Origin of the sequence: Herbiconiux daphne (assembly GCF_024979295.1) — a bacterium.
Lineage (GTDB): Bacteria > Actinomycetota > Actinomycetes > Actinomycetales > Microbacteriaceae > Herbiconiux > Herbiconiux daphnes.
Genome location: NZ_JANLCJ010000001.1, coordinates 662,334 through 675,546 on the forward strand (window position 1 = coordinate 662,334; position 13,213 = coordinate 675,546).

The following is a 13,213-nucleotide window of genomic DNA, read 5'->3' on the forward strand; positions in this document are numbered from 1 at the left end:
TGGGCCGGCACGCGGCATCCCGCACCACCCCACACGACTGAAGTTCACGAAGGAGAACGCACATGGACCTGCTCGAGGACAAGGCAACCGGAGCGCTCGCCGGGGCCGCCGTGGGCGACTCCCTCGGCGGAGCCGCGGAGGGCAACACCCCGGAGGCCATCCAAGAGCGCTACGCCGGGTTCATCGAGGGGATCGTGCCGCCGTTCCTCGCCGACTGGCGGAATGCTCGGCCCATCGCGCCCTATCACAAGGGCGACGGCCACGTCACCGACGACACACTCATGACGACGGCGCTGGTGGAGGTCTACGACACCGTGCGCGACCACCTCGACGCCTACGCGATCGCCGATCATCTCGTGCCGCTGCTGATCGGAGAGCGGCGCTGGATTCCCGAGCTCGAGACCGACGCCATCCTGCTGCAGCGGCTCTTCCTGGCCGAGAAGTGGCTCGTGGCGCGACTGCACTACGGGCACATCGACCCCCGCGAGGCGGGCGTCGGCAACATCGTGAACTGCGGCGCCACCATGTACATGGCGCCGGTCGGCATCGCCAACGCCGGGTCGCCGCTCGGCGCCTACACCGAGGCGATCGACGTGGCCGGCGCGCACCAGTCGAGCTACGGCCGCGAGGCCGCGGGGGTCTACGCCGCGTGCGTCGCCGAGGCGATGCGCCCGGGCGCGACGGTCACCTCGGTGATCGATGTCGCCCTCGCCCTGGCCAAAGACGGCACCCGCGACGCGATCGACGCCGTGGTCACCGCGGCCTCGTCGCTCGGAGAGTGGCGATCGTCGCTCGCCGGCATCCGCGAGGCCGTCGCGCCCTTCGACACCGTGGGCCCGAATTACCGGACGCCCGCTCGTGACGCCCGCATTCCGAGCCGCACCAAGTCGATCGAGGAGTTGCCGGTCGCGCTCGGCATGCTCGTGCTCGCCGGGGGCGACTACCGCGAGACCGTGCTCGGCGCGGTCAACTACGGCCGCGACTCCGACTCGATCGCGGTGATGGGCGGTTCCATCGCCGGTGCGCTGGGCGGGCGGGCCGTGGTTCCGGATGCCTGGGTGAGCGAGATCAGCGAGGCCAGCCGCATGGACATCACCGCCCCCGGCGCCGTGATGGCCTCGGTGGCGAAAGACGTCTGGCGCAAAGACCGCGCCCGCTGGGACGAGCGGGCCGCGCTGCTCGGCGATCTCGTCGGAGCCGAGTGACGGTGCTGCGGTTGAGCTGGACCCAGCCCGAAGACCTCGTGCCGCACGGCCTGCGGGCCGCGCGCCTCGATGGTGTGCCGGTCGACGACCTCGAGGCGGAGTGGGTGGCCGCGGGGGGCACATTGAGCGCCCCCGTGAGCGGAGCGACCCCCGAACCCGCGCCGGAAGCGCTGCGGCAGCGGGGTCGCGACATCCTGAGCCGTCTCGACGAGCGTGCGGTTCCCGATGCCCTCCGGCTCGCAGAACCTGACGAGCTCGACGAGATTCTCGACCTGGCTCCGGATGCGCCGGTGCACGTCGGCGACCCGGGTCGCGACGACGTCTTCGACCGGGTGCACGGCGCCTGGCTCGGGCGTGCGGCGGGTTGTCTGCTCGGCAAGCCGGTGGAGAAGATTCCGCGCGAGGGCATCCGGGCCATCGCGCAGAGCACGGGCAATTGGCCGATCCGGTCGTATTTCACCGAGATCGGGCTCGACCCCGCGCTCGCCGCCCGCTACCCGTGGAATCGCCGCAGCCGGCCGACCAGCCTGGTCGAGAACATCGACGGCATGCCCGAAGACGACGACCTCAACTTTCCGCTCATCGCGCTCGACCTGCTCGAGCGGGTCGGCGACGGGCTGACGACCGACGACGTGGCCCTGTCGTGGCTCGCGAACCTGCCGGGCGGGCGGGTGTTCACCGCCGAGCGCATCGCCTACCGCAACCTGCTCGACGGCTACGAGCCCGACATCGCCGGGGCGGTGCGCAACCCGTTCCGCGACTGGATCGGGGCGCAGATCAGAACGGATGTCTACGGCTGGGCGCACCCGGGCGACCCCCGGGCGGCGGCACGGCCAGCGTTCGCCGACGCGCGGCTGACGCACGGGCGCAACGGGCTCTACGGCGCGCTGTTCGCGGCCGCGGCGTGCTCGGCGGCGGTCGTTGTGGGCGAGGCTTCCGCGGGGTCCGGGGACTCGGGCATCGACGCCGTGCTCGAGGCGGGGCTCTCGGTGGTGCCCGCGGGCAGCCGTTACGCCCGAGCCATCGCGCTCGGCGCGGAGCTCGGCCGGGGCGAGCTGCCGGTGGAGCAGGCGCTCGACGCGATCTATGCCGCCTTCGGCGAGCTGCACTGGGTGCACGTGCTCAACAACGCGGCCGTGCTGGCGTTCGCGCTTACGCGGGGTGCGGGCGATTTCGAGAGCACGATCACCCTCGCGGTGACCGGCGGCTGGGACACCGACTCGGTGGGAGCCACGGCCGGGTCGATCGCGGGCGCGCTGACCGGGGCATCCGGGTTGCCGGCGCGGTGGATCGATCCGCTGCACAACCGTCTCGCGACGAGCGTGCCGGGCTTCGACGGCGTCGGGTTCGACGAGCTGGCCCGGCGAACGGTGGCCGTGGCAGTGCTCGCGGAACCCGCGGGCGGTGCGGCACCGGGCGGTGCGCGAGGCGCGGACGGGAGCGGGCGATGAGCGCGGGAACGCGGCCGACCGAGACGGAGACGGGAGGCCGGCTGAGCGCTGACGTCGTGGATGTCGCGGAGGAGCGGCACGCCGGCGTGCCGGACGCGGCCGTCGAGGCGCAGGTCGAGGTTGAGGTCGATGTCGACGAGGCGAACACGAATCAGCGGAATCCGCTCGTGCCGCGGCCGATCGACCTGCCGACCGTGCTGCCACTCGATGGGGATCTCGAGCCCGAGGTGGGCGACATCGCGAAGATCTTCGCCGCGCCCGACGACCCCGCGGAGTGGCCCGCCTGGCGGCAGGCCCTCGCGCGATGGCGTGACGAGGCCCACGCCCGGCTCGGCTATGACGGGACGATCTACGACCGCGCCGAGACCTCGTGGACCCGGTCGTGCTACAGCGTCGCCCAGGTCTGGCTCTGGGACGAACGGCTCTTCGACCGCGCCACCGGCCGCTTCTCGGTCGACCGTCTTCTCGACGCCACCGCCGACCTCGGCGGGTTCGACGGCGTCGTGCTGTGGCACGCCTACCCGGTGATCGGCATCGACGACCGCAACCAGTTCGACTTCTACCGCGACGTGCCGGGCCTCGTCGAGCTCGTCGCCGAGTTGCACGGCCGCGGCATCCGGGTGTTCGTCGACTACAACCCGTGGGACACCGGCACCCGCCGAGCCGCGCGCGACGACGCAGCCGAGCTGGCCCTCGTGGCCGGCGAACTCGGGGTCGACGGGGTGTTTCTCGACACCATGAAAGAGGGCGATTCGCGACTCATCGACACGTTGTCGAACGCCGAGCCGCCGCTCGTGCTCGAGGGCGAGTCGCGGGTGCCCAACCAGCGCATCGAAGACCATCAACTCAGCTGGGCGCAGTGGTTCGCCGACAGCCGTGCGCCCGGCGTGATGCGCGCGCACTGGTTCGAGCAGCGGCACATGATGCACTCGACGCGGCGGTGGAACCGCGACCACAGCGACGAACTGCAGTCGGCCTTCCTGAACGGCACCGGCATGCTCGTGTGGGACACCGTGTTCGGCGTCTGGGTCGGCTGGAACGAGCGCGACAAGACCACGCTGCGACGGATGCTGCGGGTGCAGCGTGCACTCGCCGACGTGTTCTCGGGCGGGGAGTGGACGCCGCTGGTCGACGCGACCGGGTCGGCGCTCGCCGCGGGCGTGTACGCCTCGCGGTTCGAGCTCGGCCCGGTGACGGTGTGGACGCTCGTCAACCGCGGCGAGCACGCCTTCACGGGCGAGGCCCTCGACCCGGCGGCCCTGCTCCCGGCCGAGACGATTCCCTCCGACGCGACCTCGGGCGCGGGAGGCGACGGGGTGGCGGTGTTCGACGTGACCTCGGGGGTGCGGCTGGGCACATCGGCGAACCTGGTGGTTCCCGCGCGCGGGGTGGCCGCGGTCGTTCGCGTGCGCGGAGACGAGCCGGGCTGGCTGGCGCAGCTGCTGGCGGATGCCGCTGGGGATACCGCCGCGGATGCCTCCCGTGATTCCTCGGCGACGGATGCCACCTTTCCGGCGCGCGAGGCCGTGCGGCGGGTGCCCGAGCGGTCGACGGGGGAGCCGCCCGCCGACGCCGTGCGCCTCACCGCCGGGGAGCGGGAACTGCCGATGACCTACCGCCGCCGGGAGACCGGCTCCTACCAGGGCGCGCCCTATGTGGAGGAGTGGAAGCCGCTCGCCCCGCGCCTGCACGACCCCCGCACCGAGACGCACCGGGTGCGGCTGGGCGACGTCGCGGTCGCCGCCCGCGAGGTCACCGACGCCGAGTTCGCCGCGTTCCTCGCGGCGACCGGCTACCGCCCGGCCACCGCGAACCGGTTCTTGACGACGTGGAGCGCCGACGGCCGGCCGCCCGGCGAGGGGGCGGCATCCGTCACCCACGTCGGCCTCGACGACGCCCGCGCCTTCGCCGCCTGGGCCGGAGCGCGCCTGCCGACAGAGTTCGAGTGGCAGGCGGCAGCGGGCGAACCCGGGTTCGAGCGGGCCGAACCCCTGGTATGGAACTGGACCGAGAGCGAGCACGACGACGGCATCACCCGGTTCGTGATGCTGAAGGGCGGCAGCGACCACGAGAGCCTCGGCAGCGACTGGTACACCGACGGCGGCCCGCGTTCGCCCGAGTTCAGCCTGAAGTTGCTGCTGCCCGGCCTCGGTCTCGAGCGGTCGCCGAGCATCGGCTTTCGGCTGGCGTGGGACCTCGGGCAGCCGGGCGCCGCCGGAGCGGAAGGGCAGACCTCATGACCGAGAACAGCTCCACCGCGGCATCCGCCCCGCTCGTCGGCCTGCGGGTGCTCGACATCTCGACCCTCTTCGCCGGCCCGCTGGCCGCCACGTTCTTAGGTGACTTCGGGGCCGACGTGATCAAGGTCGAGCATCCGCGAAAACCGGATGCCGCGCGCGGGCACGGGCCGGCGAAGAACGGCGTCAACCTGTGGTGGAAGACGCTGGGGCGCAACAAGCGCACCGTCACGATCGACCTCGGCAGCCGCGACGGCGCCGAGCTGCTGCTCGCGCTGGTGGCCGAGGCCGACGTGCTGATCGAGAACTTCCGGCCCGGCACCCTGGAGCGCTGGGGGCTCGGGCCCGAGGTGCTGCACGACGCGAACCCGCGACTGGTGATCGCCCGCGTCACGGCGTTCGGCCAGTTCGGCCCCTACTCGAACCGGCCCGGATTCGGCAGTCTGGCCGAGGCGATGAGTGGATTCGCGGCTCTGACGGGCGAGCCCGACGGGCCACCGACCCTTCCGCCGTTCGGTCTCGCCGATGGCATCGCAGCGCTCGCCACCGCCTACGCGGTCATGGTGGCGCTTCGAGGGGCCGAGGCGACCGGCCGGGGCGAGGTGATCGACCTGGCCATCATCGAGCCGATCCTCATGCTGCTCGGCGGCCAGATCACCGCGTTCGACCAGCTCGGAACCGTGCAGCCCCGCACGGGCAACCGCTCGGTCAACAACGCCCCCCGCAACGTCTACCGCACGGCCGACGGCGACTGGGTGGCGGTCTCGACCAGTTCGCAGTCGATCGCCGAACGCGTGCTGACGCTCGTCGGGCGCCCCGATCTGGTGGCGCAGCCGTGGTTCGGGTCGGGGCACGAGCGCGCGCAGCACGCCGACGAACTCGACGACGCCGTGGGCGCCTGGATCGCCGCACGCTCGACCGACGAGGTGGTGCGGCTGTTCGAACAGGCCCAGGCCGCCGTGGCGAAGGTGCTCGACGTGAGCGGTGTTCTCGCCGATCCGCAGTACGCCGCCATCGGCACGGTGCAGACGGTCGACGACGACGAGCTCGGACCGATCCGCATGCAGAACGTGCTGTTCCGGCTGTCGGGCACGCCGGGCGGCATCCGCTGGGCGGGCCGGCAGCACGGCGCCGACAGCGCGGAGGTGCTCGCCGAGATCGGCGTCACGCCCGAACAGCTGGCCGCCCTGCGCGAGCGGGGGATCGTGTGAGCGCCGCACCGGTCACCGCCCTCTATGTGCCGGGCGACCGCCCCGACCGGTTCGGCAAAGCGGTCGCCACAGGGGTCGACGTCGTCATCCTCGACCTCGAAGACGCCGTAGCCGGGCCCGCGAAGGCCGCCGCGCGCGACAACGTGATGGCGTGGCTCGAGGCGACGGCGCCGGATGCCCCGGCCTTTGATGCCCCCGCCGCTGATGCCCCGGCCGCCCCGGATGCCGCCACCCGGCCGATCGTGCAGGTGCGCGTGAACGACGGCGACGACGCCGACCTCGCCGCGCTCGCGGCACTCGGCGCGGCCGCACGGGCGGGCGTCGAGCTGCGCCTGCCGAAGGTGGAGTCGACACCCCAGCTCGACCGCGTGCACCACCTGCTGCCCGGCATGCCGGTGACCGCCCTGATCGAGACCGCGCTCGGCGTGGAACGAGCCGCGCAGATCGCGGTCCACCCCGCGGTCACGCGCCTCGGGCTCGGTGAGTCCGACCTCGCGAGCGATCTCGGCACCCGTGCGCCCGAGGTGCTCGACCACGTGCGCATCCGGCTGCTGCTCGCCGCGAGGTCGGCCGGGCTGCCGGCGCCGATGCTCTCGGCCTACCCGGCGATCGGCGACCTCGACGGCCTGCGGCTCGACACCGAGCGGGGCCGTCGGCTCGGCTGGTTCGGTCGTGCCGCCATCCACCCGTCGCAGCTCGCGGTGATCGCCGAGGTCTTCCGGCCGCAGGCCGACGAGCTGCTCTGGGCCCGCGAGGTGATCGCCGCCGTCTCGGGCGGCGGCGTCGCCCGGCTCGGGAACGGAGACATGGTCGACCAGGCGATGGCCGGCCGGGCGCGAGCGATTCTGGAGCGCGCCGAACACTGAGCACCCGAGATCCATCACGAAGAAGGGGAACCACGATGATGTGGAGACGAATGGCCGCTGTGGCGGCGACGGCGGCACTCGCGGCGGCGGCTGCGCTCGCGGGCGGGATGGCCGCATCCGCTGCCCCGGCGCCGGCGAGTCAGCTGGTGCCCGGCCAGGTCGAGAGCGCCGCGATCGGCGGCCCGATCGACTACACGGTCTATCTGCCGGCGGGCTTCGACGCCGAAGCGGCCACCCGCTACCCGTCGGTCTATCTGCTGCACGGGCGCGGTGACAGCCAGACGGCCTGGCAACAGGTGGCGGGCGACCTCGACGAGCTCATCGCCGACGGCTCCATCCCGCCCATGATCGTGGTGATGCCGGATGCGCCGTGGAGCGACCGCGGCAACTACTACGTCGACTCGCTCTACACCGGCACCGCCCCCGGCACCTCGCCGGGAGCGGCGGTGGAGACGGCGTTCACCACCGACCTGATCGACCACATCGACCAGAGCTACCCCACCATCGACGACCGCGCGGCGCGGGTGATCGGCGGCTACTCGATGGGCGGCGCCGGAGCCCTGCGCTACGCGACCGCGCACCAAGACCTGTTCTCGTCGGCGCTCGTGCTGAGCCCGGCCGTCTACGTGCCCACCACTCCGGTCGACTCGTCGACGCGCGAGTTCGGCGCCTACGGCGTCGGCGACTCGCTCTATGACGAGAGCCGCTACCAGCAGCTGAGCTATCCGGCCGGCTTCGCCGCGTTCGACCCGGCGCAGCCCGTGCACCTGTTCATCGCGGTCGGCGACGACGAATACGTGAACCCCAACCCCGAAGACGCCGTTCACGACCTCGACTACGAGGCCGCGACGCTCTACAACCAGGCCAAGCGGGTGCCCGGCATCACGGCCGAGCTCCCGTCTACGACGGCGGTCACGACTGGGGCGTGTGGGAGCGGGGCTTCCGTGAGGGCATGCAGGACATCTCGTCGTATCTCGCGACCGAACCCGTCGAACCCGTCACCGGCGTGCAGACCGGCTCCACCGGCGACGACTTCGCGGGCGGTGTGCTGGGCTACGCCGACGGCAGCGCCGTGCAGGCCGTGACGGTGTCGGCCGACGCCCTCGGTCACCCGGTGACGGGCGGTTCGGACGTGCTGGTGCAGAAGCTCGACCCCTCGGGTGTCTCCGAGTGGGTGACGCCCCTCGCGAGCGCCCTGAACGAACGCGTCTACGGCGTGGTCGACGCGGGCGACGGCGGGGTGGTGACGGCCGGCTACCAGCGCGCCGACCACGCCGGCGCCGAGAACGACGACGCGCTCGTGGCGAAGGTCTCGGGCGACGGAACGATCGCCTGGTCGACGACCTACGGCGACCCGGCCGCGGCCGACCGCGTCTACGGTCTCACGGCCGACGGGGCGGGCGGCGCCTTCCTCGCCGGTTACAGCTCGGGCACCGTCGGCGACGGGATTCCGGCGGGCGACAAAGACATCGTCATCGCGCACGCGGATGCCGCGGGCGACATCACCTGGACCGCGCAGTTCGGCAGCCCGGCAGAGGACAAGGCGTTCGCCGCGGCCCCCGCGCCGTCGGGCGGGGTCTACGTCGGCGGCACCGCGGGCGGCGCCATGCCGGGTGCCGAATCGTCGGGCGGCTACGACGCCTGGGTCGCGGAGTACTCCGCGACCGGCGAGCAGCTCTGGCTGCGCCAATTCGGCACGGGCGACACCGACCAGGTGTCGGGACTTGCGGCGACCGCGACCGGGGTCGTGGCCGTGGGCTTCACGGGCGGTGCCCTGGCGGGCCAACAGTCGGCCGGCGGAAACGACCTGTTCGCCGCCGCGTTCTCGGCGACCGGTGACCCGCAGTGGACCACGCAGACCGGCACCGTCGGCGACGATCGTGCCGCCGCCGTCACGATCGGCTCCGACGCGCGGGCCCTCGTCGTCGGCCACACCAGCGGGGCCCTCGGCTCGCCGGCCGGTGGCGTCGACGTGTTCACCGCGGTGATCGACGCGTCGGGCGCCGTCGAGGGCCTCGGGCAGTTCGGCACCCCGCAGCGCGACGGTGCGGATGTCTACGACGAGGCGAACCTGTTCGTCGCGCCCGGGGCATCCGGTGTCGCGTGGGTGCAGGGCGTCACCTACGGCGCGATCTCGGGGGCGACGAACACCGGCGGAGCCGACGTGTTCCTCACGAGCGTGCCGTTCGCCGCGAACGACGGCGGAGGCGGCTCGGGAGGGCAGCCGGGCGACGGCGGCGGTGACGGCAGCGCACCCGGTGCCGGGCCCGGGGCGGGTGCCGGCGGCACGGGGGGTGCCTCCGTCACGGGCGCCGGCTCGTCGGGTGCGCTCGGCGCCACCGGGCTCGAGGTCGCCCGCTGGGCTGCCGTGGCGCTGCTCATGATCGGGGCGGCGACCGGCCTGCTGCTGGTGCGCCGCCGGCTGCAGCCCCAGCACCACTGACACCGAACGCACGGTCTTTGCGGGCCGGCAAGATCGGGCGAACTTTCGCGCAACATCCGCCGCGCGCCGGTCGGCCGGCCCGCAGGATGGGAGTGCCCGGTCGCAGCGCGCAACACGAATGGTTAGGTGCCAGCTGCCGACGCGACCGGGCTCCACTCCACCGTGCCCCCCACGCGCCGGCCCCCACCCAGCCGTGCTCGTGCCGAGCTCAGGTCAGCTCGACCACCTTGATCGCCGACTCGGTCTCGGCCGCGTGCTCGCTGCCGCTCGTGAATGCCTGCGCCGTGTAGCGGCCGGGCGCCATCCGAAGCCCCTCGTCGACCGTCGACGCGTGGAACCGGCCGTCGGATTCCGACTCCGTGTAGAGCAGGTAGTCCTGCCCGCTCTCGTCGAGCAGCTCCACCACGATCGGCACCCGGCGGGCGGGCGGGTCGAGCTGACCCCAGACGTAGATCGTGTCGCCGCCGGCCTCGGTGAGGAAGTCGATGGCCACCCGGGGAACCGCCCGCACCGGCGCCAGGATGCCGCCGATCGACCGGTATTCGTCGAGGTACCGCGTCCACCCCTCCACCGTCGGCAGCGCGAGACGCTCGCCGTGCCCGCGCTCGAGCCCCCAGGTCTGCACGTCGGTCCAGATGATCGTGCGTGCCATGGCCGCGCCGTAAGGGTCGAGCCAGACGTACGAGCAGTCGACCACCGCGTGCCAGGCCTCGGGAAGATGCCGCACGAGCAGCTCGATGCGTTTCTGGATGCTGAACGGCGACCGCACCTCGGCCTCGAGCACGACCGGCTCGTGCGACGACGACGATGCGCTGTCGAACACCGCCACGTTCTCCTGCGCCCGGTTGTTGCCGGTGGCGATCTCGCCGAGCTGCGGCAGCACGGCCACCGAGATGCAGGTGTGCGCGGCCACCTCGGGCCGCCAGTCGAAGCCCACCACCACGTCGCCGTTGCCGGGGATGCTGGCCACGTTCTTGGTGTCGAGGATCTGCCATTGGCCGTTGTCGCCGATGCCGGGCGGCCGGGTGATGTAGCACGACACCCAGACGTCGTTGGCGGGCAGCGGACCGGTGTTGCGCACCCGCGCGTAGATCGTGTTCTTGTGGCCCACCCAGGGCCGGTCGCCGCTCAGCACGGGCCGGCCGGGGTCGCCCGGCTCGTGGAACTCGTAGGCGCCCGCCGGGTTGCGGCGGGTGGAGTCGATCCAGATGTCGGTCGTCTCGTAGGTGTCGAGGTTCCAGGGCGTGATGGTGAGGTCGAAGGTGCCGTTGGGGTCGTCGGGGATGGGCTGGTTCCACTGCACCCGCACGCGGTAGACGAGCGGATCGGCCTGCACCATCGACTCGACGGTCACCACCAGGTGCCGGGCGGCATCCACCGCCTTCTCGCCCGGCTCGAGCGCACCCATCAACTGCAGCGGGCGTTCGAAGGTGTTGTCGACCACGCTCGTCGACTCGGTGGCGCGGATGACCACCACCCGGCCGGGCTCGCCGGGCCCGAGCCCGAGGTTCTGGTCGAACGGCAGCCCGGGCGGTGACGCCTGACGCACTTCGACCCAGTAGGTGAGACCGGATGCCGCCACGAGTCGCAGCGCGTGCCACCGATCGGGTCGGCCATCGGCGGCCGACCCGTGCGCCACGAGCTCGAAGGCCTCGTCGAGCGTGGAGGTCGGCGACCAGGCGAGCTGCTTGACGTTGTCGGCCAGCCCGTCGCCGACCGTCCACCAGCGCAGGATGTCGGTCGTGCGCTGTGCCGAGAAGAGGGGGCCCAGGCTGTGGTTGCCGCTGAGGCACCAGTTCTCGGCCGTGCCGGCCAGCACGGTGCCGTCGGCGTAGGCCTCCTGATAGATGTCGCCGATGCCGAGCCAGTGGATGAGCTCGTGCGCGATGCGGTCCCACGTGACCCCCGAGGCGATGTAGTAGACGCCCTTCGTGGCGTTGAACCTCTCGCGCACACCCGAGCCCGCGTCGAACCCGTCGGAGAGACCGCTCTGCCCGCGCAGGAACGGGCCGGTGACGATCACGACCAGTCCCTCGTAGCCGTCGAGCTCGGCGAGGGAGTGCCCGGTGGCATACCAGGCCCGCAACGCATCGATGTAGAAGCGGTTGTGGTCTTTGATCAGCGCCTGGCCGTCGATGGCGGTGCGCAGGGCGACACGGGCGCCGGCCAGATCGGGCTCCCACGCGGCATCCAGCTCGCCGCCGACGAGCGTCGGCTTCGACGGGTCGGCCGCGTTCACCGCGACGAGCACCGAGCCGCCGACCGCGACCACGACGTCGGCGCCGTCGACCGCCACCGCCAGCGCCGGTTTGCGGAACACGCGCGACCCCAGGCGCACCGGGTTCGAGAGGTCGCCGACGTCGGCGATCACCAGGCCGTCTTCGGCGGCGGCGAGGTAGGCCCGGCTGCCGACGAGCACGACCCGGCGCACCGACAGCGCCACGTTGAGGCGGCCGCGCTCGAGCACTCCACCGGCCGTCAGCTCCACGGTCGCGAGCCCGCCGCCGTCGGTGGCCACGGCGGCGGTGGTTCCCGCGATGTCGATGTCGGTGATCCAGGCGCCGAGGTCGATGCTGCCGATCGCGGAGAGTCCGCCGGTGGGCATGAGGGCGTCGACGCGCAGTTCGCTGCCGCGGTTCGAGTAGACCCGGCCGCCGGCGATGCGCACGGCCGTGGCCCACGCGGTGCCGACGGCCGGCCCGGCGTGCAGCACCGAGGGCGCCGCGGCGTTCGTCACGTCGACTGTCGCGAGGCCGGCGGAGCCGAGCGAGGCGACGACAGTGTTGCCGGCTACGTCGATCGCCCAGACAGGAGCGCCGAGCGCGACCGACCCCAGCAGCGCCGGCGAGGCGGGATCCGCCACGTCGTAGACGACGAGCGATCCCGCGCGGGTGCCGGCGAACAGGCGGCCGCCGACGCGGCGGAGGCTGAGCACCCCGCTGCCGTCGGGGTTCTGCCCCGGGCGATAAGTCCACGACAGGGGAGCGGGGTGCTCCACCGGAATCCACCCCGTCAGGCCGATGCCGCCATGGATGATGCTCGCGCCCTGGCGCGCGATCGATCGCGAGATGGCGAGAGAGCGCTGACGGGCGTCGTCGATGTCGCCCTGCTCCCAGAAGTAGCTGCGGCGATCCTTGGGCAACGCCACCCAGCCGGTGAGGTCGACCTTCCACGTGGTCGAGCCGTAGGAGGCGTCGTGCCAGTAGTCGCGGGCGGCATCGAAGGCACCGGTCAGGGTGCTGCGGAGCGCGGCGCGCTGAGCGGGGGTTCCGGGATCGTGGTCGAGCGGGTAGGCGAGGATGGTGAGGATGCGCTGATCCTGCTTGTTCGTCGCGGGCGTGCCGTTCTGCGGCCCGTGGAAGAACCGCGGCGCACCTCGGCCGGCGGGATCGTCAGGGTCGGGCCAGGCTGCCACGCGAAAATCGCCGCCGTCGGCGGTCTGTCCCTGGGCCTCGACGGTCACGGCCCCCGAGGTCGTCGCCTCGCCGGCCATCACCACCAATCTCGTGCCCGACGCCTCGAGCACGAGTGCGCGATCGCCGCCGATGGTCACGACGTTGCCGTCGCGGTCGGGCGCGAACGCCTTTCCGGTGATCTCGACCACCGTGCCGGGCCACCCCTCGCGGGGTGAGACATCCGAGATGCTGACGAGGGGCACGAGGGGATGGATCTTCTCCCACCGCACCCAGGGCCGGTCGCGCCACGCGCGGGACGCATCGATCATGCCACAGCCTCCTCCCCGAGGCCGCCACGGCGTCGTGCGCCGCCTGCGACCATGGTGGACCCGGCGGCACCGCCGT

At 72.6% G+C, this 13,213-nt stretch carries 7 protein-coding genes; 6 read left to right on the forward strand and 1 reads right to left on the reverse strand.

Annotated elements, in window-relative coordinates:
- The first annotated feature begins 62 nt into the window (after positions 1-62).
- From N1032_RS03475 to N1032_RS03500, 6 genes are read left to right on the forward strand one after another with little or no spacing between them, the layout of a single operon-like run.
- Positions 63-1,205: an ADP-ribosylglycohydrolase family protein gene (locus N1032_RS03475; RefSeq protein WP_259537456.1), complete on the forward strand. Its 1,143-nt coding sequence runs from the start codon at positions 63-65 to the stop codon at positions 1,203-1,205.
- Positions 1,202-2,656, forward strand: coding sequence for an ADP-ribosylglycohydrolase family protein (locus N1032_RS03480; RefSeq protein WP_259537458.1), 1,455 nt, complete (start codon positions 1,202-1,204; stop codon positions 2,654-2,656). Before N1032_RS03475 ends, N1032_RS03480 begins: the two co-directional genes overlap by 4 nt.
- The gene (locus N1032_RS03485) at positions 2,653-4,896 is read left to right on the forward strand and encodes a formylglycine-generating enzyme family protein (protein ID WP_259537459.1); all 2,244 of its coding nucleotides are present in this window, start codon (positions 2,653-2,655) and stop codon (positions 4,894-4,896) included. The genes N1032_RS03480 and N1032_RS03485 overlap by 4 nt, the downstream gene beginning before the upstream one ends.
- Positions 4,893-6,104 (forward strand): CaiB/BaiF CoA transferase family protein, encoded by a 1,212-nt coding sequence (locus N1032_RS03490; RefSeq protein ID WP_259537460.1) that lies wholly within the window; start codon positions 4,893-4,895, stop codon positions 6,102-6,104. Before N1032_RS03485 ends, N1032_RS03490 begins: the two co-directional genes overlap by 4 nt.
- Positions 6,101-6,970, forward strand: a complete 870-nt coding sequence (locus tag N1032_RS03495) for an HpcH/HpaI aldolase/citrate lyase family protein (protein WP_259537461.1) — start codon at positions 6,101-6,103, stop codon at positions 6,968-6,970. The genes N1032_RS03490 and N1032_RS03495 overlap by 4 nt, the downstream gene beginning before the upstream one ends.
- A gap of 35 nt (positions 6,971-7,005) precedes the next feature.
- Positions 7,006-8,055 (forward strand): alpha/beta hydrolase, encoded by a 1,050-nt coding sequence (locus tag N1032_RS03500; RefSeq protein WP_259537462.1) that lies wholly within the window; start codon positions 7,006-7,008, stop codon positions 8,053-8,055.
- Positions 8,056-9,621: 1,566 nt separating this feature from the next.
- Here N1032_RS03500 and N1032_RS03505 read toward each other — a convergent pair.
- Positions 9,622-13,137, reverse strand: a complete 3,516-nt coding sequence (locus tag N1032_RS03505) for an IPT/TIG domain-containing protein (protein WP_259537463.1) — start codon at positions 13,135-13,137, stop codon at positions 9,622-9,624.
- Positions 13,138-13,213: the final 76 nt, after the last annotated feature.

Excerpts from the sequence above, each read along its gene's own strand:
- N1032_RS03475 (WP_259537456.1), top strand. The coding sequence starts at position 63 with ATGGACCTGCTCGAGGACAAGGCAACCGGAGCGCTCGCCGGGGCCGCC.
- N1032_RS03485 (WP_259537459.1), top strand. The coding sequence starts at position 2,653 with ATGAGCGCGGGAACGCGGCCGACCGAGACGGAGACGGGAGGCCGGCTG.
- N1032_RS03490 (WP_259537460.1), top strand. The coding sequence starts at position 4,893 with ATGACCGAGAACAGCTCCACCGCGGCATCCGCCCCGCTCGTCGGCCTG.
- N1032_RS03500 (WP_259537462.1), top strand. The coding sequence starts at position 7,006 with ATGATGTGGAGACGAATGGCCGCTGTGGCGGCGACGGCGGCACTCGCG.
- N1032_RS03505 (WP_259537463.1), bottom strand. The coding sequence starts at position 13,137 with ATGATCGATGCGTCCCGCGCGTGGCGCGACCGGCCCTGGGTGCGGTGG.